This window comes from Leisingera sp. ANG49, assembly GCF_059694505.1.
On the sequence record NZ_JCATZN010000010.1, the window covers coordinates 1 to 22000 of the forward strand.

Below are 22000 nucleotides of genomic sequence, written 5' to 3' on the forward strand. Positions count from 1 at the left end.
AAAGTTCATCCCCTATAAGGGCAACGGCTTTGATTCCGGCGGAATGCAGGTTGCCGCGTTAAATGTCGAGATTGAAGAGGGTGAGGCCGCGCAAGAGGGTTTCGCCGCCTTGAAGCCTGAAGATCAGAAGGTTGAGTTCAGCCGGTTCCTGGACCGTGTACGTCCTGAACGCGCGGCGGGAATTGAGGATCCCGCCAAGATCTCGGAACGGGACTGGTACTGGCAGCATTTCGCCACGGCCCGGGTGCGTGGCCTCGATGTGAAAGAGATCGCTCCGCCTGACCCTTATGCGGGCTTCGCAGGCAACGGCACTGCCAAGGCCCGCGAAACTGCTGCACTCCCCTACCCCGGCACCACGCCGGCACAAGCTGACCAGGAGACTGCAGCCACCGCGCCAGCGAAAGAGCCTGCGCCAGAGGATCCGGCTCAAGTTACTGAAAAGCCTGCGGACGGAGACGCGGCGGCCGAAACCGTCAGTCCGGCCCTGCCCCTCTCTGTTCCCGCCCATCCTACAGTTGGTCAGATCCAGCCTGACAGGAGAACACCGAAACGGCCGGATCGCCCTCAAGCGGAACCTGATGGTGATGCCGCAACAGCCTTTCTGCACCTTGAAACTGCCTTCGCGGAGGAGTCCTGACATGATGTCGATTTCAAACGTCTCGGCCGGAGCGGCCGCAAGCGGCTACTACAAGCAGGAAGGTTATTACAAAGCGGGAACCGAGGAAGGCGAAAGGGCAGCCGCCTGGTTCGGCAAGGCCGCGGAGGAGAACGGCCTGACCGGCTATGCCGATGACAGGCACTTTGCGCAACTGCTCGATGGTGAAGCACCGGACGGAAAGCTGATGGGCCGCTACGTGGAGGGCGAACGGCAGCACCGGCCCGGCCTCGACCTCACCTTTTCCGCGTCCAAATCGGCCTCAGTTGCCGCTCTGGTGATCGGCGACACGCGCATCATAGACGCCCATGATGCCGCGGTCCGTGCGGCTATGACGGTGGTGGAAGAACGGTTCATTAAAACGCGCTTCCAGCAGGAAGGAGAAATTGTCACGAAGAACGGGGAAGGCATCATTGCCGGAATTTACCGGCACGATACGTCCCGTGCTCTGGATCCGAATTTGCACAGCCATGCCGTCATTGCAAACATGGTGAAAAATGAAAACGACGGATACTCTGCTATCCGGAATGAAGCCATATACAAAAATCAAAAACTGATCACGGAAATCTACCGCTCCGACTTTGAAAACAGAATGGCGGACCTTGGCATTGCCACAGAGCGGGGAAAATACGGGGAGGTGAATATCTCCGGAATTTCTCAGGAGGTGACCGAAGCCTTTTCAAAGCGGCGGCAAGAAATTCTGAATGCAATCGACAATAAGGGAATGAATGTTTCGCCGGAAACAGCGAGCAAAGCGGCATTAGCCACCCGGGCAGCCAAACATAAAAATCTGGACCGGGATGCGCTAAGGGAAACCTGGCGTGCGGACGCACTCGCAGCCGGTCTTGGCCGGGATCAGCTGGACCTTGGCAGGATGGGTCACGCCGCCCCGCAGCCTGTGGTGCCACTCGATCAGCAGCGCCCGATCGACCCCCTCGCAGAACCCGGCCAGCCGTCGGGGGTGTTCGAGAAGGCCAAGGCCTTGCTGTCCAGTGCTGCAGCCGTGGCACGCGTGGAGACTGACCCCAGGCAGGCCGTAAACCGCGCCGTAGAGCACATCAGCGAACGGGAATCCGCCTACAGCAGAGCAGATCTCACGGTGGCGGCTATGCACTTCGCTTGCCGCTCTGACTTCAAGGCGGTAGATGCGGAAATCAACCGGCAGATCAAGGCAGGCCGGCTGTTTGAAAGCGGTGAGGGCGGTCAGATTTTGACCGACAAGGCATCTGTAGATCTGGAACGCTCTATTCTGGCCACTTGGCGGAAGGCGGAGAAGACCGGCGGCCTCGAACTCCTATCAGAACAAGGGCGCACCGGAGACAGCCTTTTGGCCCGAAGACTGAGCGTTGTCCGTTCCTTGACCGACGGCCAGCGCGCCTCCATCGAAACCTCCCTGACCGGTAAAGGCCGCTACGTCGGAATCCAAGGCTATGCAGGTACCGGTAAGACCTTCATGTTGGAAAGCACAAAGGAAGCCCTGACCCGCATAACACACTATGCTGGTCAGAACGGGTATGAGGTCAATGGTTATGCTCCGAGCCACCAGGCGGTGAATGAGCTGACCAAGGTTCTGGGGAGCGCCGAGACCTTGGCAAAGGTGGTCACGGCCGAGCACCACCACCCGCAGGACGTGGACAACAGCAGGACCATCCTTGTGGTCGATGAAGCCTCGATGGTGTCCGCCCAGGACATGCGCAGCTTCATGGACTACGCGGAGCGCACCGGCGCCCCGCGTGTCGTCTTTGTAGGGGATGTCCAGCAGCTTGATGCGGTTGCCGCCGGTCAGCCCTTCGCACAGATGCAGAAAGCAGGCATGCGCACCGCGGTCATGGATGAGATCCGCCGCCAGCGGAACGATGATCTGAAGGCAGCGGTCTACCACTCGATCCGGGGAGAAATCACATCGGCCTTTGGTCGGCTGGAGGACAATGTGCTGAAGGTCGATGATCCCCGCCAGGAAGCTGCAGAAAGGTTCCTCGCTCTCACCCCGGCCGAGCGGCAGGGCACCCGGATCCTCACCCTCACCAACGCGGCCCGTGCGGAAATCAATGAGGCAGTTCGCGAAGGCCTCCGGCAGGAAGGCCGCATTGCCTCCGATGAGGTCAAGGTGAACGGCCTGCTGAACCGCCAGCTCACCGAGGCAATGCTTGCCGACGCCCGCAGCTACGCCCCCGGCGATGTCGTCATGTCCGTGGCGACAAGCAAGGAATACGGCCTGAAAAAGAACGGTCTCTATGTGGTCCGGGAAGCCGATCACAGGGGCAATAAGCTGACCGTTGAGCATGAGGAAACCGGTGCACGGACCACCCTGCCCCTGGCTGCGAAATTCAATCAGCGGGAGCTTGGAAAGGCACTCGTGGCCTATGAGCGCGAGGCCCGTGGCATGGCTGAAGGCGACCAGGTGCGGTTCCGGATCACAGACCCGGAAAACGGCATCAAGAACGGTTTGCGGGCAGAAATTAAATCAACCAAAGGGGGAGTAATCGAGGCCGAGACGCTGGAAGGATCGCGGATCGCCATTCCCGCTGACAGCCTCGCAGCCCGCGGGCTGGAACACGACTACGCCGCCACCGCGCACGCGGTTCAGGGGGAGTCCGTGGACCGGGTGATCGTGGCTATGCGCTCCACCGAACGGCTCGCAACCCAGAAGAGTTTCTACGTGGAAATCAGCCGGGCGCGCGATGAAGCAATGCTGCTGACAGAGGATCCGGAAAGGCTTTCCAAAACCATCGAGAAGGAGACCGGCATCCGCCAGACCGCTCTTGATGCCTGGCTGGATGGCCGCCTCGCAGGCGCACGCTCCCTGCAACCGGAGGAGGAACAAACCCGAGAGGAACCACGGGAGGAGCCTGAGGCGGTGAAGGGAAAAAAGGCCAAGGAGAAGGAGTCGGACACCCCTGCCCTGCCCGGTCTCTTCGACGAGAAAATTAAAGAAGTTGAAAAGCAGACAGAAATCCTCCTGCAGCGAGATAAGGAAATTGAACGATGAGCGAGACACAGCCACAGACCCTTCGTGTCCGGCTTGGCCCGGTTGCCAGCGCCCTGATTGAAGGCAGCTCTGAAAACCGGCAAGAGACTCTGGACCAGGCTATTTTGGACCTTCAGGAAAGGGCCGTCAGAGACGCCAAGGACAGCGCTGGTCAAGCTCTCTGCCCGGAACATCTGCAGGGTCTGGAAAGCCGGATCGAGGAACAGGGAGCACTCCTCTCGGCGCTTCGGTTTTCAGTAATGAAAGAGATGCAGATGATCCGTTTGCTCATCGCCTCCCTTATGTCGAAGTCCGACACCAGCCAGCAACAGCTCCTCGCATTTGCTACCGAAGCGGTGGAGACGTTGCGGCGTGACACCAGCCTAGTCCTGGAAAAAGAGCACGCAAACCTTGCCGGTCAGGAGGCCGCATTCCAGGATGCGATCCGGCGCGATATGCAGCAGGGCAGCGACGGCTTGGAGCGCGAGGCAGAGGTGGAGATCGAGCGATGAACAAGGCACGGACACCCCCGATTTTGCCGGGCCAGAGCTGGCCCTCAGCCTGGGCCACGCTGGGCCAGAGCCGGGCCACAGCTGGGCCAGAGGCAATTTCGGCCCTTGAAAATATGGCGTCACAAGGTGCTGCCACCCCCCAATTGCCAAAATGACAATTTTGGCAATCAAATCAGCGTCTTGCGCTGATTGCAGCTTTGCTGCGTGGGGTGTGGTCCAAATCTGAGGCCTCCGGGCCGAAACCGGCGTTCCAAGGCACCTGGCAAGCCATTCAACCGACTGGCTTTCCCGCCTGCGGAACGGGCCGCGGCGGCGGTTTTCCTTCCTGAACCATGCTGCTTCCCCGCTTTTCCTGGCCGCTTCCAGGGAAACTGCGCAGAATTTTTCCTGAAGCAGAGAAGGAAGACAGCCATGCATAAATCCGCTCTGAACAGCGCCAGTACCCGACCCGTTTCCCAGAGTTCCGAGACCGTTCATTGGGACACTGAGGTTCCCAAGCTGGGCCTCCGGCAGCGCGGCACCACTAGCTCCTGGATCGTGCAGTGGCGTGCCGATGGCAGGACCCGGAAGCAGACGCTCGCGCGGGCCGATGCGATCCCCCTGCCCCAGGCCCGCGAGCTGGCCCGCACGCTGCTCGACGGCGTGGAAGCAGGGGCAGCTCCGGACGCAGCCCCGACGGTGGCCGCCTTCAGCCGCCGTTACCTCAAGGATCTCGCCCCGAGCTGGAAACCGGCCACCCATCGCGCCCATGCACACGACGTTGAGCACCTCATCGTCCCCAATCTGGGCAGCAAGCGGCTCAATCAGGTGACACGGGCAGATTTGGTTTCCTGGAAAGATGGTCTGCCCGGCAGTGCCGCCAGCGGCAACCGCGCACTTGCCGTTCTGTCCGGCATGATGCGCCACGCGGAATTGCTTGGCCTGCAGCGGCCCGGCAGCAATCCTTGCAAGGGGCTGAGGCGCCGCAAGACAAGCTTCACGGCCACTTACCTCTCCGAGGCACAGTGGGCCCGGCCGGGCGTTGCTCTGCGGCGGCTGGAGGAGACACATCCCCGCGAGGCAGGGTGCCTCCGCTTTTTCGCCCTCACCGGCTGCCGCAAGGGAGAAGCGCTTGCCCTCCGCTGGGACATGATCGACGGGCTGCGCTGTGCTCTGCCCGATGCGAAGTCCGGACCGCGCGCGATCTGGCTCGGGCGCCCTGCAAAACGGGTTCTAGCCTCCTTTCCGCGCAGCAACCTTTACGTGTTCGGCGAGGGCAAAGATCCGATGCCTGACCACCGGAGTGACAGGGTCTGGCGCAAGCTCCGGCAGAGCGTAGAACTCAACGCGGTCCGCCTGCATGATCTGCGCCACAGCTTTGCGTCGGTGGGGATCAATGCCTGGATTGAGGCGGTTGGTGCAAAAACAGCCTTCATCGAACCAGGGAGTCCATGGGAGAATGGATACGTCGAAAGCTTCAATGCCCGGCTCCGGGACGAACTGCTGAACCGAGAGCTCTTCTACTCGCTGAGGGAGGCTCAGATCATAGTCGAAAGTTGGAGGAAACACTACAACACTAAGCGGCCCCACAGCGTCTTGGGATACCGGCCGCCTGCGCCGGAAACCATCGTCCCGATGGACCAAAGGCCAGTCATGCACTAACAATCAAACCGGACCTGTCAGATCAGGCTCCCCACCCAACCGGGCACCGACTTTTTCAACACAATCGGCTCACTGCCGCCATGCAGCGGCACAGCACCGAGATGCCAGCACCAGCCTGCCCCAGGCTGACCGTGATCGGCTCAAGCCAGCCCGAACCGGACCTTCGATAGCTGACACTTCGAAGAGTATCGTTCCGCTCCTGCTTGGTTGAACTTATGCTGAAGAGTGGTCAAATCGGCCAGTTTTAGGCTATTATGTCAACTATGATCCCGGCCACACTTCGTGGGCAGCTCTAAGTAAAGGACCATGGCAAACAACGACAGTTATGGAGGGGAAAAATGGCTACAGAAAAGGAAATCGCCGCGGCTGCAAAGAAAATGAAAGCAGCAATGGAAGCCTACCATAAATCTCAAGCCGAGCTGACTAAGGCTAACAACAATCTATCGAAATACGACGCGATCCTGAAAGGCGGGAATGTCTCTCAGATGGGAACAGCTGCAGCCGAATTGGCAAAGATTTCTGCAAAGCTCGGAACGCTTCACAAGAAGGTTGGGGATACCAAGAAGAAGATGGATGAAGCGCTGAAAGCCTTTTCCAAATTGACGTCGTAAAAGAAGTGGCTAGTTACCTTGCGAAGCTGCAAGGAGCAGGGGCAGCTGGTAGGGTATTCAACATTTTGGGAGCCTCACAGTCGTTGAAACGTAATACTCTAAAGGCAGTTCATCCGGCATCCTCGATCACCCTACTTGATCGGATTAATGCCTGCTGTTCCTCGTGTCCAACGCGGCATTGAGCCCACAGCCGACGCTGCCCAAGTCTGTCTGCCGTGCAGCCACAGCATGTCGGTCGCAACCGAAAGCCGACCTTCTTAATGGGCTTTCTTGTTTACTACTTAGCGGAATTTTCAGCCAATGGATCTAACTGCGCCAATGGCGGGTAACTATTGGTTCGCGACGGGAACTAAAATCGCACGCTCCGGTGGCCGTATGAAACCTGGAGCCTAAGCTTGCCGCGATCCGGACGCTATCCGAGACAGCCTTTCCTTCAGCATGTAAGCTTCTGGGTATTCCGTCAGGAAAGACACAGGAGAAGTTGGCATGTGGAATGTTGGCAACTGGCTCGCCGCACTTGGGCTGTCGCGCTATGAGGCCGCGTTTCGCGAGAACGACATTGACTTGGAGGTTGTCTCAAGACTCACATCTGACGATTTGCGTGAACTTGGGGTGTCTTCGATTGGACATCGCCGAAAGTTGCTCAATGCAATTGATGGCATCGGCAAGAAGGCGGACACACAGTTAGCGCCTGGACCTACAGACGCCGAGTTGGGACAGGCTACCACCTCAGACGCCGAACGCCGACAGCTTACGGTTATGTTCGTGGATCTGGTGGGCTCCACCGAGCTTTCCGCGCGACTTGATCCGGAGGATATGAGCGCTGTGATACGCGCTTATCAGAATGCCGTTGCAGGTGAGATTGCCCGCGTGGAGGGCCACGTCGCCAAGTTTATGGGAGACGGGATACTCGCCTACTTCGGTTGGCCCCGCGCCCATGAAGATGAGTCGGAACGCGCCGTACGAGCGGCGTTATCGATCATTGCAACTGTTTCCCGCCTTATTGGCGATGAAAAACCATTGGCCTGCCGTATCGGCGTGGCAACTGGGCTCGTCGTTGTTGGCGATCTCATCGGCGAGGGAGTAGCCCAGGAGGAAGTCGTGATTGGAGACACGCCCAATCTGGCAGCGCGGCTACAATCCGTCGCGGAGGCCGGGCAAGTGGTTGTTGCCGAGGCTACGTGTCGATTGATCGGTGACATCTTTGTTCTCAAGGCCCTTCCGCCCCAGGTGCTCAAAGGTATAGCAGCTCCGATTTCGGCCTTTGTCGTGCTCGGCCAGCGGACGCTGTCCAGCCGGTTCGCGGCCCGCCAACATGGAGAGATGTCACCGATTGTCGGGCGTGATCAGGAACTGGCCTTGCTCATAGAGCGTTGGCGCCAAGTTGAAGCGGGCGAAGGTCAGGCGATCCTGGTCACGGGAGAAGCGGGGATTGGCAAGTCCCGGATCGCTGAGGCGCTGGTCGCGTCCATTGAAGAGGTACCGCACACACTTCTACGGTATCAGTGCTCGCCCTATCACGCTGACAGCGCTCTGCATCCTGCGATTCAACAGATTACCCAGGCTGCCGGATTTGAGGCCGAAGACAGTCTTGATCAACGTCTAGACCGGTTGGAAGCGCTTCTAGCATATGGTGGCGATAACGCCGCTAGCCTCTATAACACGGCGCAACTCTTCGCCGAGATGATAAATCTGGACGGGAGCAAGCGTTATGGCGAATTAACATTTTCGCCGCAGCAGCGTCGAAATCGCACGCTTGCGGCAATGGTTGAACAATTGCGGGGCCTTGCGCAGCAACAACCGGTGCTTTGGTTGGTCGAAGATGTGCATTGGATAGATCCAACGACGCTGGAACTTATCGAACTGGCTCTTGATTGTCTCGCTGATTTGCGGGTCCTGCTCGTTGTCACGGCGCGGCCAACATTTTCGGCACACCTGGCTAGTCACCCCACCATGACCCGGCTCACACTCAACAGGCTGGCTCGTGCGGCTACGCGATCAATAATCGAACGCGTCATCGAGGGGCGCAGCTTGCCGGAAAATCTGGTCGACGAGATTGCGGCACGCACAGATGGTGTTCCGTTGTTTGTTGAGGAGCTGACAAAGGCCATCGTGGAAACGGGCATGCTTGGAATGACAGGAATCACCAACGACGCTGGCATTTCGCTGGATAACGTCGCTGTCCCCGCAACGCTGCATGACTCGCTGATGGCTCGGCTTGACAGGCTTCATGGCGTGAAAGAAGTCGCCCAGACGGCAGCAGTTATCGGCCGCGCATTTGACTACCAGACGCTGGCAGAATTATCCGAGCAGGACGACGCAACGCTGCAGGGAGCACTCGACAGGCTTGTCGACGCCGAGCTTGTTTTCCGCCGTAGAACCGGCGTGGATGCAACATATCTCTTCAAACATGCGCTGGTGCGTGACGCAGCTTATGAAAGCCTTCTGAGAAGTCGCCGGGTGGCGCTGCATCACCTGCTCTACGACGTCTTGGTTTCGCGTGGAGGCGCAGAACCTGAGATTCGCGCACAACACGCGGAAGCCGCGGGTCGTCGGGAAAACGCGCTGGATGCTTGGGAAGAAGCTGGGCGCGCGGCCGTCAAGCGTCCCGCTTTTCGCGAAGCCATTGCCGATTTCAATGCGGCAGTCCGACTTTGCGGTGAACTTGGGAGCGATCCGCGCTGGCGCCGCCGCGAACAGGCAATCCAGCTGGATCTCGGTCAGGCATTGATGGCCAGTGATGGCTATCAGGGTCAGGCGACCGTGGCCGCATTCAGCCGAGCGATGGACTTGGCGGACGAGGCCGGCGATGCCACTCTACAGCTACCGGCAATCTACGGTCTTTGGGCGGCGCGGTACATCGCTGTTGGCGGCTCACCTGAATTGGCCGAGCGTTTTTCAACCGTTGCACATTCTGGGCCAGATACGGGTCCGCGCTTGATCAGTCTGCGCGCCTTGTCGTTGGAACGGTTTCACGCTGGACGATTTCGAGAAAGTCTGGCTTTGGCAGAACAATCTCTGGCTCTATACCAGCCCGACACCCACAAAAAGCTCAAGTTCCGGTTTGGGCACGATCCGCGTGTCGCTGGGGGCAACTATCGCGCATGGTGCCTTTGGCATCTCGGCTTCGCCGATCAGGCGTCGGAAGAACTTGAGAATACGTTGAGCTGGGCACGTGAGATACAGCACCCTAACACGACAGGTCTCGCTCTCTGCATGGGGGCCACGCTGGTCAATCTCTGGCTTGGTCGTAACGACGCGGCCGAACAAGCCGCAAGGGAAGCGCTGCGGGTTTCGGAGGAGATGTCGCTCGCTCTCTGGCATGCGTGGGCCTTGATCCATCTGGGGGCGGCACTGCATCGACAGGGCAAAGGTTCGGGTCTCGCGGATATCGAAGCTGGCTTCGACGAGGCACGCCGCATCGGGTCGGCCCGGTTTGATCCGATGCACCGGTCTCTGGCGGCAGAGGCATATGCGAAGGTTGGCGAACACGCTGCCGCAGCGAATGCAATGACACTGGCATTTGAGGCTATGGCACAAAGCGAAGATATCTCTGCCGCCGCCGAGTTGCACCGAACCCGCGCTCAAATCAACCTTGCCGCGGACGCAAATGCCCGAGCCTTGGCAGAAACGGACCTGCACCGCGCAATCGAAATCGCAGGGCAACAAGAAGCGCTTGCCCTCGAGTTGCGAGCAGTTCGGGATCTGTCAAAGCTGCTCGATTTGCAGGGAGAGCGCCACCAAGCCGCTGATAAGCTTTCGGCGATCCTAAGTAAGTTTACTGAAGGATTTGAGACGAAAGATTTCTGCGAGGCGCGCGCGCTGTTGCAGTCGTTAAGCTAGACCGCGGACTCAATCGTTGTGGCAAGCCGTACGATCCACGGCGAATTTGCTAAGTCCGCTAACCTCAAGCATGGCTGTCTGATATCCTCGCCTGGCCGTGCCCCGAACGAGCACACCGCAGGCGCCGGATCCCCTCCCACGGAACTGAAAGGCGCGAGACGAAAGCTACTCAGGCGGTCGCGTAAATAACCTCTGAAACAGGGCCTCCGCGCGCTGCAGGCCCTCATCAGTCAGTATGACAGACTTGGCGCGGTTAACCGGGTCGTGGATCAGGCCTTTCTGGTATAGCCGATCCGTCACAGACCAGTCGAAGCTTTTCCACGCCCGGCGCTCCTCATGCAGCGTCAGCCAAAGCAGCGCTAGAACCGCATCGTCGACTTTGTCCTCGTCGATTTCCATGATCCAATCGAATACCACATTAGAAATCAGCAAGCACCGCGGTCTTCACCGAAAGCATTCAAAAATAGCCTCATCAGCCACCAAGCAACACTGAAGGAGTGAAATTGCCGAACGTGGACGAACCGAGGACTTGACGCGCCAAAAGCTAGAGCCTCATTCGCGGCACATCGTTCGGGTCAAGGCGCAGCTCGATCAAGAGCGGGCGGTCCCGGACTGCGATGGCCTGGATCGCTGTCTCCAGGTCTTCTGTAGAATTGACCTGTACCCCCTGACCGCCAAGAGCGATTGCAACGTCAGCAAAGGAAGGCCAATCGAACATGGAAAGACCTGGATCCATCTTGCGGTCGAGGAACTGGATATGCTCGGCGCCATAGGCGCTGTCATTCGCCACGATTACGATCATGTCTTGTTTCATTCGGACAGCAGTGTTGAACTCGTTGATCCCACCCATCATGAACCCGCCATCGCCGGTGAAGAAAACGACGGGGCGGTCGGGTACGGCAAAGCCCGCGCCGATAGCGACTTGCAAGCCCAGCCCTATTGAACCGAAATTGGTTGTCGCTATGAAGCTTTCGGCGTTGGGCACTGATAAACGGCACCAGACCTCGGTCATGAAACGTCCGCCATCGGTGGTGAGGAAGCGATCTTTGGGCAGGGCTTCTTCCAGCAGGTCGAGCGCAAATTCAAAATTGACGTATCCGGGCTTTGCTTTGTCAGGGTTGCCCATGGGATGCGCTGTCAGCACTTCCATATCCAGCTCGGCGGTGAAACCGCTGCCGGGGATTTCGGCCTCGTTCAGCCACCAAACGATATTTTTGGCGGTCAGCCCTGCATCGGCCACGAGCGCTGCGTCGGGGTGATAGTTCTTGGAGACCTCGGTGACTGTATTGTTAATCTGCACCACCCGCTTTCCTTTCATCAGCGCGCCCTTGTCGGTGGTGAAATGGTGCAGGCTTGTGCCGAAAGCTACCACGCAATCGGCCTTGTCAATCGCCTCGTAGGCGGCAGGTGTGGAAAGCGTTCCGAAGATGTCGATATTATAGGGGTGGCCGCTGAACATCCCCTTCGCCTTGAGCGTGGTGGTCAGCGGGGCCTCAAGCCGGTCGGCAAGCTCAATAATTTGCGGAACGGAATCCTTGGCGCCGATGCCCGCCAGAATAATCGGTCGCTTGGCGCTGGCGATCATGCCCACCGCCTCGTCCAGGTCATCGCCCGCAGGGACATACGCGGGGGCATTGAATGCTGGGAAGACATGGACCGCGTGCTCAACCTCCTGCCACATGAAATCAGCTGGCATGTTCAGCACAATGGGCCGTTTCTCGACCTGGGCGCGATAGAACGCATGGGCCACGTCGTACGAGGCAGTCTCGGGCGAACGCAACTGCTCGAAGCCCGCACCAGTCACTTTCACCGTCTCGCGCTGATCGATGTTCTGCAGATTGTGCGGGTTTGACGTAGCGGTGTCACCTGCCAAAAGCACCATCGGAACATGGCCGCGCGCGCCTTCGGTCAACGCAGTAACGCAGTTTGTCAACGCCGGCCCATGGGTCACGGTGGCCACACCGACCCGGCCTGCCACCCGGCCGTAAGCAAGCGCCATCAGAACCGCACTCCCCTCATAAGCCACGGGCACGAAGGTGCCACCACCCTCGCGCACGTAATGATCAACCATGAACAGGTTCGCATCCCCCATCAGTCCGAAAATCGTTCCTTGCCCATGATCGAAGAGGGATTGGGCAATGGATTGGTAAACGTACATGCTGCGGTTCCTCAGTTGTCTCTTCGTCTGCGCATTTGAGTATTAGTATCCATTCATCCGCGCGAATTTTGCGCAAATTTGAGCGTTCCATAGTAAATTTTCCGGCGAAATGCGCATCACATTGGCTAATGATGCGTGATAGCCGCATGTTGACAGCGTTAGACGATTTGAAGGGAACATCTCATAATTCGGCAAGTTCCATCGGCGGCATAAAAAATGACTTTGATCGATCTTCCTTCATAATCGAACGAAAATAGATCAAAGCCAGTTCTGCGGAATACCAGTCTGTTTGATTGCCGATGAGAATCATCGCTTCCGCCATATTCATGGCGAGTTTCGAAATCCGGCTGCGAGTTCGCTTCGAGCCCCAAACAGCTCTCGGCTACGAAATGCACAAACAGCAGGTCTCCGCTGTCCGCGTAACCCGGTAATACCGGTTTGCATAAAAGCGGTCCTATGGAGGCGGCCAGGCTGCATGTGTGGCGAACCGCAGCAATGTTCCGCGGAGGCATTGCTTGGGATGAAATGCTGCACCTAGTTGCCAATGGCCGCTCTGGCGACCGCTGCAATGCGGCGGCTGGATGGTGACGAGTGTCCGCAAAGGGCCGTCTTTCCCGCATGAATATGCAGCAGCAGTAAAATGCTGCAACCGCTTGCGAGGCAAAAGGGCTCTCAGCCAACACCAGAGCCAACCCAGCATTCGACCGACGGTTTCCCCTCAGGTTCCGAAGGGCGAAGACGGTTCGCAACTTTGCAGCGGCGGTTTCCTGCGCTTCGCTGACACCGCTGCGGTCCGCAGCGTCAACCGGGGCTGGCACCGCCATCAGGATGGCCGCTTTCGGGAAAATGGCCCAAGTACTTCGCGCTCGCAGCGGAGCATTCACTGCGCCTGGTACGAATGTGGCGTTTGGGCTGGCTTGAGCCGATCACAGCTGGCCTGGGGCAGGCTTGCGCTGGCTTCTCGGTGCTGTGCCGCCGCATGGCGGCAGTGAGCCCAAACTACCGAATGCTGCGCTATGTGCGAATGACCGGCAAGCCCAGAGCCCTCAGGAATGGGGCTCCCTTCAAGGACTGGGAGCTGCCATCAGCGATCAGGCGCATTCAGCGCAAACTGGGCAAGGTGCCCAATGGCGACCGGCAGATGGTCCAGATCCTGAGCATGATCCCCACCGATGGGCTGGATGCAGTGGATGCTGCCTGTGCCGAAGCGCTGAACGAAGGGGCCCCCGCGGCCTCCTTCGTCATCAACATTCTGGCCCGGCATCGTGAGCCGCCGCCGCTGACCATCGATACGCCCGACGCGCTGCGACTGACCTGCGAGCCCGTGGCCGACTGCAAACGCTATGACAGCCTAAGGAGACCCATCCATGGAAAGATCACAGGTGCTGGACGCGATGAGCCAGCTGAAGCTCTACGGCATGAAGGCCGCCTACGATGAGACCATCGCCACGGCGGTGAAGCGTCAGCACGAACCGCAACAGATCATCCGTTGCCCGGCAGGCGCATGCGCAGCATGCTGCCGAGAGGGGGCGATCTGCTCAACGCCGAGATCAGTGAGAAGCAGGCGCGCTCGATCAAATACCAGATGACGATTGCCAAGCTGCCCCTGGCGAAGGAGGTCGAAGAGTTCAGCTTCGAAGGCACGCCGGTCAACGAGGTGCTGGTCCGTGATCTGGCGACCGGAGAGTTTCTTGCGCAGTAACGCAATGTCGTGCTGATCGGCGGCACAGGGACCGGTAAATCTCACCTGGCCGTCAGCATCGCTCGGGCGTGCATCCGCCGCAGCAGACGGGGGCGCTTCTTCAACGTTGTGGACCTGGTGAACAAACTCGATGCGGAAGCCCGCGCCGACCGGCAGGGGCGCACGGCAGATCTGCTGTGCCGCCTCGACTTCCTGATCCTCGACGAGCTTGGCTATCTTCCCTTCGCACAAGCCGGTGGTCAGCTATTGTTCCATCTCATCAGCCGCCTCTACGAGCGCACATCGATCATCGTGACGACCAACCTCGACCTCGGCGAATGGCCCTCGGTCTTCGGCGACGCCAAGATGACTACCGCGCTGCTCGACCGCCTTACCCACCATTGCGACATCGTCGAAACTAGCAACGAGAGCTGGCGCTTCAAAACCCGAGAATAGTCGAGCTAACGCTGGCCCGATACGGCTTCGCTTAGTGGAGGCTACACCGCATCGGGCCAGCCAACCGTGCGTCAAACAGGGGGTCAATTTTAGATGCCTACAGGGGGTCAAAATTCCATGCCGATTGACAATTGGCACATCGGAATTGCATCGAACCAGCGTCATATTGACAGCCAGCGCACTGACCACGGACCGAAGCATGTACCCGAAAGACCTCAGCTGAAAGACGCGGCAGAAAGCAGGACGGGCTAGAATAGAACCGGTGAAACCGCTTTGGCGGATCAATTTGCCTGCCCAAAATAGCTTGACTGGGGCACCCCCGTTACCGAAGTCCAGACCCTAGGACTATGGAAAGCCGACGGCAGCCGAACCCAACTGCGGTTGCACTGCAATTTGATCCACCAGCCTTCGTTAAACACATTCCAAACTTCTTGCAATTCACTGTCATTGTTCGCCAGCTCTTGAGAGACATGGCTAAAGAGCCACGGTCCGAGTTTTCATGCGGCTTCCGCTAGGATCAAAGGCACAGTCAAACTGCAGATGTGCTGGGTATCGGGTGCCGGCGATATCAACCTCAGCCTCTGCTCCATCAGCGTGGTCAAGATGCACATAGGCCAGCGCAATGGGCTTGCCGATCCGGTAACCGAAGCAGGCAGTGGTCGTGTGACCCACGATCTTGCCGCCTGCATAGACCGGCTCATGGCCCAATGGCACTGCGGCCTCGTCCTTTATGATCACCGTCATCAATGCGCGCTTGGCTTCCTTACGCCGCCCTGCCAGCGCCTCGGAGCCAATGAAGCTCTTCTTATTGGAGACCAGCATGTCCAGCCCCGCCTCCAACGGGCTGGTATCGCTGTCCAACTCATGCCCCATCGCGGCAAAGCCTTTCTCCAACCGCATAGAAGTCTGCGCAAACATCCCGGCGGGCACCGCCCCGGCAGCAGTCAGCGCGGCATAGACCTTGGCAGCGTTCTCCGCCTTCATAGTTAGCTCCCAGCCGGCCTCGCCCACATAGGACATCCGGACAGCCCGCACACGGCAGCCCCCCACATGCGCGGGGCCAACGTTGAAATAACCCAGATCGTTCAACTCCGGCGCGCCGCATTCCGCGATGATCCGTGCCGCCTCCGGCCCCATCAGGCCGAGCACGGCATAGTCTTCGGTGCTGTCGGCCAGGGTCACGTCAAAGCCTTCGGAGTGGCGCTTGAACCAGGCAAGGTCGCGCTTGATCGCATTAGTGCCCACAAACAGGCGATAGTGATCCTTATCAATCCGGTGTGCGGTGATGTCGCTTTCATAAGTTCCGCGGCTGTTCAGCACTGCGGTATAAATCGCACGGCCCGGCGCCTTGGCCATGTTGGACGCACAGGTATGCTGCAGAAACGCCTCCGCATCCGGCCCCTGCACTTCGATCTTGCCAAAGGGCGAGGCATCGAAAACCGCGGCCTTCTCATGAGCGGCCATCACCTCAGCCTTCACATTTTCAAACCAGTCCGGCTTGCCGAAGGTCATCCGCGGCTCGGCCATCTTGCCAAAATACAGCGGCCGCTCCCAGCCATAGACTTGGGTGAAATGCGCGCCCGCCGCCTTGTACTCAGCTTCCAGCGGCAAGGCGCGCAAACCCCGGGCCGATGAGAGCTGCCGCCCCGGATACGCAATTTCGTAATGGGAGCCCAGGATCTCCGGCGCGCGCGCCATCAGATGCTCCAGGCTGTTGTAAATGGGGGCAAACCGCTTGGCATCCGCTTCGCCCAGATCATAGGCGGTGTGACCATGAACAATACAATGCGCCAGGTTCATGCCCGCGCCGCCGCCCGAGGCCAAACCCACTGAGTTCATGCCACAGCCCAGGAACAGCCCCCTGGTTTCAGCGGTTTCGCCTAGCATGAACATGCCATCCGGGGTAAAGCTTTCGGGACCATTCAGCAGCATCTTCACCTCGGCGGTCTCCAGCGCGGGCAGCCGGTGCAATGCATTCATCATCATCGGCTCGAAATGCTCCCAATCCTCGGGCAACAAGCCGAATTCGAAGCTTTCGTCCAGAACACCGGGTTTGATCGGCTTGCCCATAGGCTCAAAGCAGCCCACTAGCAGCCCGCCGCTGTCGTCCCGGATATAGAGGTGGTTGTCGTGGTCGCTGAGCGTCGGCGTGTTACCTGTGATCCCGTCAATCGGCTTGGTCAGCAGATAGAAATGCTCACAAGCCAGCGCGGGCACCTCGGCTCCGGCCATGGCGCCAACTTCCCGCGACCACAAACCAGTGCAAAGCGCAATCGCATCGCACATCACGGTGCCCTGGGTGGTCTCAACGCCCGCAACCTTGCCGTTTTCGGTCAGAATGCCGGTGACACCGGTGTTCTCGAATATCTTCGCACCCAGCCCCTTAGCTGCCTTGACCAGTGCCGCGCAGACATCCGACGGCGACACCCGTCCGTCATCTGGCGACCACACCGCACCGATCACGTCGTCAGCGTTCATTAGCGGCCAGCGTTCCTTGGCCTCCCCCGCGCTCACCGATTCTGCCCGCACGCCGTATGCCTGGGCCAGCGCTTCCTGCCGCTTGATGTGGGTCAGCCGGTCCGGATTGGTGGCAATCGACAGGCTGCCTTTCTGGATCCAACCCACCGATTGACCGGTCTCCTGCTCCAGCCGGGAATAGAGGTCTACCGAGTACTGGATCATCCGCGTCAGGTTCTGCGAATGGCGCAGCGCCCGCACCTGCGCCGCTGAATGCCAGGTAGTGCCGCTGGTCAGCTTGTTGCGCTCCAAGAGGATCGCATCACTTACTCCCATCTGGGCCAGGTGGTACAGCGTTGAGCACCCCATGATGCCGCCTCCAATGACAACGACCGAGGCGTGGGAAGGAAGGGACATGGGACTGTCTTTCTCTATAGGTCAGATTTACGCCAGATTGCCTTCTCCGCACGTGTTTTCAATTTGCCAATTCAAGAACATTCGTTTTTATTGAGGCATGGATAAGAACCGTAAAGCCCGTCTCCTAGCCGATCTCAAAGCCGCCATCGGCGGCCTACCACCGCGGCTTAAGGTGATCGCCAAGTACATCATCGACAATCCCGGCGACTTTGGCATGGACCCAATCCGCGTCTCGGCGGAGAAAATCGGTGTCAGCCCCAACTCGCTGGTGCGGCTGGCGCAGAAAATGGGGTTTGACGGCTTCGAGCCGTTCCGCGATCCGTTCCGCCACGCCCTGGTGACCGAGCGCGAAGACCAGATGGGCGCTGACTGGATTGCCCAGCTGGACGAGGGCGACAGCATGGCACAGACCCAGGCCCGGCTGGCACGGAATGAGATCAATATCGTCTCACGCTCTTTGCGGATGATGTCGCAGGACCGGATCGAGGCCGCCTTGCGCTGCATGACAGAAGCCCGCCATTGCTATGTGACCGCCACCCGCTCCAGCTATGCAATGGCCTATTACTTCCACTACGTCGGCCGAATGGCCCTGCCCGGACTTCAGCTAATCCCACGCCATATGGGCTCCGCCGTGGATGAGCTGATCGGCGCGAACAAGCAGGATTGCCTGATTGCCATCACCTTCGCGCCCTACTCCGCCGAGACCATCCAGTCGCTGCGCTATGCTCGCAGCCGCGGGGCCAAGCTGATCGTGATTTCCGACAGCGAAGTGATCGCACCGCAGATCGACCCGGATGTGGTCTTTCCCATCACAACCCAGTCGCACCACTACTTCGGCTGCTACGGCGGCGCGATGGCGGTGCTGGAATGCCTGCTGGGCCATCTCGTGGCCCTTGGCGGCGAAGAGGCCCAGCAGCAGATTGCCGACTACGAGGCCACCCGCGAGGACAGCGGGGCCTATTACAAAGCCGGGCGCACGCCCCGCATCCGGGGCTAAGCCGACAGGACACTGATCCGGTGATCGTCCAGCCGGTGCTTCAGGAACGTGTAATCCCGCCGCGCCTTGACCTGAGTTTCGCGGTCCAAAGTGATCAGCCGTACTCGTTGGCAGTTTCCGGAAACTCCACAGGCGGCGTGCTCTGGTTATGCCGGGATAGGCAGAACAGTGAGCGTCAATAGGCCTATCCGGCCCAGTTCAGGTACAGGAAGATCGCATTGAAACAGTACACGAAAGCAGGCCTCTAGTCGAATGTGTTTGCGGCGGCTTTCGGTCGCAGAGGATTTGAGCGGGATAGGCATTCAACATTTAGCAGAAAACTTGGAAACTTTCCTAACAGTTCTAACCACATGTCGCCTTGGGCCCTGCGATTAAGGCACCAAGTTTGCTGGCCAGTGACCGCCAAGTGGAAACCACCTGCCTGATCCGGGTTGGGCTTAGGCGGAACCGGCTCCACCAGATGGATCTCGCTGCCACCTGCATGTTGGCATCTGCAGGGCCGACAGATCATTTTGTCATCTGACGATGTAGACCGAGCAAGCCGCATGGCGGGCGATACGGGCCGCATTGGGGCCGATCAGGTAGTCGGAAAAGTTGGGCTTGTGTGCGCCTGCGACAATCAGGCCGGCGTCCAGTTCCCCTGCGGCGGTCAGCACTTCCTCGTAGACATTGCCCAAGCGCACCACATGTTTGACATCATCGTCGTGCCCGATGGATTCCCGGGTGAACTGGTGCAGGGCCTTCAGGCTATCTTCGGCCATTTCCTGAGTGTGATCGGCTGAGAAATACGTGCTGACCAGGCTCATTTTGTAGTCGGGCAGCACGGTGATCACCGACAGGGGGGTGCCTTCGAGGCCCGCCAGCTGGCGCGCGCGTTTCAGCACGCGCCGCTGGTCCTCAGGGTGGGTCAGGTCGATGGCGGCAAGTACGGGGCGGGTCATGCGGCGGCCTCCTGCGGTTCGGATTTCAGCTTGCGGCGGCGCTGCAGGGCATAGATGCCGGCCAGCAGAAGCAGCGCAGGGACATAGAAGATTTCCTGCGGCGGGCGGTCCGCCTTGACCTCGATTTCCACCACTTCCCAGTCGAAATCGACTTTCAGCTGCTCGGCCGGACCGCCAAAGGTCAGGCTGTCGACAAGGTACCTACCCTCCTCGGCGCGGAACTCGATCCCGGCGCCATTGGCCAGCCGCGCCTCTCCCGCTTCCCCCGCAGCACCAAGCGGCAAAAGGTAGCGCGCGTCGATCATATCGCCTTCCAGGCTTTCGCCCGCCAGCCTCAGCCGCAGGCTGGTGTTGTCTGGAGCAGACTGGGCAATCGTGTAGATCTCCGAGGCCGGTCGGACTTCAAACTCGTCCGCCATCTGGTTCAGGAAGAAATCAGGCCGGAACAGGATGAAAGCGCACAGGATCAGAACCGCGCTTTCCCAGAGTTTGGACCGGGTCTGGAAATAGCCCATGGTGCCGGCCGCAAACAGCAGCATAGCGATCAGCGCGGTGATGAAGACCACCACTGCCTGGAACGGCCCCACGTCGATCAGCAGCAGATCGGTGTTGAAAATGAACAGGAACGGCAGCAGCGCAGTGCGGATCGAATAGAAGAACGCCTGAAAACCGGTCCGCAGCGGGTCACCCTTGGAAATCGCGGCAGCTGCAAAGGAGGCCAGCCCCACCGGCGGCGTCACATCCGCCATGATGCCGAAGTAGAAGCAGAACATATGCACGGCGACCAGCGGCACGATCAGTCCGTTCTGCGCTCCCAGTTCGACAACGACGCCAGCCATCAGCGAACTGACCACGATGTAGTTGGCCGTGGTCGGCAGTCCCATGCCCAACACGATCGAAATCAACGCAACGAAGAACAGCATCGCCAACAGGTTGCCGCCCGAAAGGAATTCGACAAACTCAGCCATCACTTGGCCGATACCGGTCAGCGTCACGGCGCCTACGATGATGCCTGCCAGACCCATCGCGGCGGCCAGGCCCACCATGTTTCGGGCGCCGGTGATCATGCCTTCAAGCGTCTGGGCAAAGCCATGCACAAATGCATCTTGCAAACTGCCAGCTTTGCGGAAAAACGCTTTGAGCGGGTCCTGGGTCAGCAGGATCATCAGCATGAATACCGAAGACCAGAAGGCCGAAAGACCCGGCGACTTACGCTCGATCATAAGCAGGTACATTAGCAGGAAGATCGGCAGCAAGTAGTGCAGCCCGGTCTTCAGGATCACCCTCGCTGGTGGCAGATGCAGCATCGATTCAATGCTGGTTTCCAGATCTGGGCGCGCCGCGGCATAGCGCACGGCGGCAACATAAGCAGCCAGCAGCACGGCGACCAGCACTGGGGTAGAAAGCGGCCCGATCAGACTGCTGAGCAATTCAACCAGCTGGCCCGCCAGCCAAAGCGTGACACCGCCAATCACGATCGAGGACGCAATTATGAAGATTGCGCCCAGCATAAACTTCACCGGGTGCATGCGCGAAGTGCCGGTCATACCCATCTTCAGCGCTTCTAGGTGTACGATATAGACCAGTGCCATATAGGAGATCGCGGCTGGAACGATGGCAGTTTTCACTACCTCCACATAGGAAATGCCGACGTACTCAGTCATCAGAAAGGCCACTGCGCCCATAACCGGCGGTGTCAGAACGCCATTGATCGACGAAGAGACCTCAACGGCACCGGCCTTGGCCGGGGTGAACCCTACTCGCTTCATCAGTGGAATCGTAAAGGTGCCGGTGGTTACCACATTTGCAATCGCCGAACCCGAAATTAGCCCGGTTGCGGCTGAGGCTATGACGGCAGCCTTGGCAGGGCCGCCGCGTAAATGACCAAGGGCGGAAAAAGCGAGCTGCAGGAAATAGTTACCCGCCCCGGCCTGGTTCAACAGCGCGCCGAACAGCACAAACAGAAACACAAACCCCGAGGACACACCCAGCGCGACACCAAACACCCCTTCGGTTGTCAGCATCAGGTGGCTCATTGCTTTATTGAAGGAAGCGCCTTTCCACCGTACCATCTCCGGCAGGCCTTCCCAGGAACCGAAAAAGACATAGGCCAGAAAAAAAATCGCCACGCCCATGAGCGGGAAGCCTAAAGAGCGGCGCGCGGCCTCCATCAACAGCACTATACCGATGCCCGCCATGACCAAATCTGCCGTATTAGGAACCCCGGTTCGGGCCGAGACCCCAGCATAATCCCAAGCCAGATAAGAGGCGCTGATGGCCCCGATGATGGCTGTCAGCCAGGTCAACGCCGGAATATGGTGGCGCGGGCTGGAGCGGAAGGCGGGAAAAGCCACGAATGCCAGGAAGACCGCAAAGCCAAGATGGATGGCGCGGGTTTGGCTGTCGTTCCAGACGCCAATACCCAGAATGAAGGGAAGCGGCGAGGCGATCCAGAGCTGGTAAATGGACCAGGCCAGGGGAACCGACCACAGGACATTGGCCGCGAACCGGTTGCGCGGAGTACGGGCTCCGGTATCGGATTCGGCAACGATTTCGCCCAGTTCAGCAGTGCTAGCCTGGGCGGAAGATTTTGACGGAGTTGCAGCTTCGGTCACGGCGGTTCTCTCCCTCCCAATAGTATGTCGGGGTAAACGGATCCGCCC

11 protein-coding genes and 4 pseudogenes are annotated in these 22000 nt (G+C 59.2%); 9 read left to right on the forward strand and 6 right to left on the reverse strand.

Annotated elements, in window-relative coordinates:
• The 6 genes and pseudogenes from AC58NV_RS21150 to AC58NV_RS21175 form a co-directional block, all read left to right on the forward strand.
• Positions 1 to 637: pseudogene (locus AC58NV_RS21150) on the forward strand (type IV secretion system DNA-binding domain-containing protein); the annotation flags it as partial.
• 1 nt (position 638) lies between these two features.
• Positions 639 to 3644 (forward strand): MobF family relaxase, encoded by a 3006-nt coding sequence (gene mobF, locus AC58NV_RS21155; protein ID WP_497228908.1) that lies wholly within the window; start codon positions 639 to 641, stop codon positions 3642 to 3644.
• A complete protein-coding gene (locus AC58NV_RS21160; RefSeq protein WP_497228909.1) occupies positions 3641 to 4135 on the forward strand; it encodes a hypothetical protein in 495 nt (164 codons plus the stop codon). Before mobF ends, AC58NV_RS21160 begins: the two co-directional genes overlap by 4 nt.
• A gap of 1380 nt (positions 4136 to 5515) precedes the next feature.
• Positions 5516 to 5776, forward strand: a pseudogene (locus tag AC58NV_RS21165) (integrase core domain-containing protein); the annotation flags it as partial.
• Positions 5777 to 6114: 338 nt separating this feature from the next.
• Positions 6115 to 6387 carry a hypothetical protein gene (locus AC58NV_RS21170; RefSeq protein ID WP_497228910.1) on the forward strand — a complete coding sequence of 91 codons (273 nt, stop codon included), beginning with the start codon at positions 6115 to 6117 and terminating at the stop codon, positions 6385 to 6387.
• Positions 6388 to 6873: 486 nt separating this feature from the next.
• Positions 6874 to 10230 carry an AAA family ATPase gene (locus AC58NV_RS21175; protein ID WP_497228911.1) on the forward strand — a complete coding sequence of 1119 codons (3357 nt, stop codon included), beginning with the start codon at positions 6874 to 6876 and terminating at the stop codon, positions 10228 to 10230.
• A 165-nt stretch (positions 10231 to 10395) separates the two neighbouring features.
• Here the strand turns inward: AC58NV_RS21175 and AC58NV_RS21180 are convergent, their stop codons facing one another.
• From AC58NV_RS21180 to AC58NV_RS21190, 3 genes are all read right to left on the reverse strand, one after another.
• Positions 10396 to 10662 (reverse strand): DUF6429 family protein, encoded by a 267-nt coding sequence (locus AC58NV_RS21180; protein WP_497228912.1) that lies wholly within the window; start codon positions 10660 to 10662, stop codon positions 10396 to 10398.
• A 112-nt stretch (positions 10663 to 10774) separates the two neighbouring features.
• Entirely contained in the window at positions 10775 to 12388 is a 1614-nt protein-coding gene (locus tag AC58NV_RS21185; RefSeq protein ID WP_497228913.1) for a thiamine pyrophosphate-binding protein, read from the reverse strand.
• A 181-nt stretch (positions 12389 to 12569) separates the two neighbouring features.
• Positions 12570 to 12716: a hypothetical protein gene (locus AC58NV_RS21190; RefSeq protein ID WP_497228914.1), complete on the reverse strand. Its 147-nt coding sequence runs from the start codon at positions 12714 to 12716 to the stop codon at positions 12570 to 12572.
• A 705-nt stretch (positions 12717 to 13421) separates the two neighbouring features.
• Between AC58NV_RS21190 and AC58NV_RS21195 the strand changes: the two are divergent.
• Together AC58NV_RS21195 and istB are read left to right on the forward strand one after the other, a co-directional pair.
• Positions 13422 to 13826, forward strand: a pseudogene (locus AC58NV_RS21195) (IS21 family transposase); the annotation flags it as partial.
• Positions 13756 to 14525: pseudogene (istB, locus tag AC58NV_RS21200) on the forward strand (IS21-like element helper ATPase IstB). The pseudogenes AC58NV_RS21195 and istB, both read left to right, overlap by 71 nt.
• Before the next feature lie 474 nt (positions 14526 to 14999).
• Here the strand turns inward: istB and AC58NV_RS21205 are convergent.
• Positions 15000 to 17399 (reverse strand): GcvT family protein, encoded by a 2400-nt coding sequence (locus AC58NV_RS21205; protein WP_497228915.1) that lies wholly within the window; start codon positions 17397 to 17399, stop codon positions 15000 to 15002.
• Between the two features lie 97 nt (positions 17400 to 17496).
• On the opposite strand from AC58NV_RS21205, the gene AC58NV_RS21210 reads away from it, so the two are divergent.
• Positions 17497 to 18396, forward strand: coding sequence for a MurR/RpiR family transcriptional regulator (locus tag AC58NV_RS21210; protein ID WP_497228916.1), 900 nt, complete (start codon positions 17497 to 17499; stop codon positions 18394 to 18396).
• Between the two features lie 515 nt (positions 18397 to 18911).
• Here AC58NV_RS21210 and AC58NV_RS21215 read toward each other — a convergent pair.
• Both AC58NV_RS21215 and AC58NV_RS21220 read right to left on the reverse strand, forming a co-directional pair.
• A complete protein-coding gene (locus AC58NV_RS21215) occupies positions 18912 to 19337 on the reverse strand; it encodes a universal stress protein (protein ID WP_497228917.1) in 426 nt (141 codons plus the stop codon).
• Positions 19334 to 21952: a TRAP transporter permease gene (locus AC58NV_RS21220; protein WP_497228918.1), complete on the reverse strand. Its 2619-nt coding sequence runs from the start codon at positions 21950 to 21952 to the stop codon at positions 19334 to 19336. The genes AC58NV_RS21215 and AC58NV_RS21220 overlap by 4 nt, the downstream gene beginning before the upstream one ends.
• Positions 21953 to 22000 lie beyond the last annotated feature (48 nt).

Bases quoted from the DNA above. Each gene is read 5' to 3' on its own strand.
- AC58NV_RS21175 (WP_497228911.1), top strand. From the start codon at position 6,874: ATGTGGAATGTTGGCAACTGGCTCGCCGCACTTGGGCTGTCGCGCTAT.
- AC58NV_RS21160 (WP_497228909.1), top strand. From the start codon at position 3,641: ATGAGCGAGACACAGCCACAGACCCTTCGTGTCCGGCTTGGCCCGGTT.
- AC58NV_RS21185 (WP_497228913.1), bottom strand. From the start codon at position 12,388: ATGTACGTTTACCAATCCATTGCCCAATCCCTCTTCGATCATGGGCAA.
- mobF (WP_497228908.1), top strand. From the start codon at position 639: ATGATGTCGATTTCAAACGTCTCGGCCGGAGCGGCCGCAAGCGGCTAC.
- AC58NV_RS21215 (WP_497228917.1), bottom strand. From the start codon at position 19,337: ATGACCCGCCCCGTACTTGCCGCCATCGACCTGACCCACCCTGAGGAC.
- AC58NV_RS21205 (WP_497228915.1), bottom strand. From the start codon at position 17,399: ATGTCCCTTCCTTCCCACGCCTCGGTCGTTGTCATTGGAGGCGGCATC.
- AC58NV_RS21170 (WP_497228910.1), top strand. From the start codon at position 6,115: ATGGCTACAGAAAAGGAAATCGCCGCGGCTGCAAAGAAAATGAAAGCA.
- AC58NV_RS21190 (WP_497228914.1), bottom strand. From the start codon at position 12,716: ATGAATATGGCGGAAGCGATGATTCTCATCGGCAATCAAACAGACTGG.
- AC58NV_RS21210 (WP_497228916.1), top strand. From the start codon at position 17,497: ATGGATAAGAACCGTAAAGCCCGTCTCCTAGCCGATCTCAAAGCCGCC.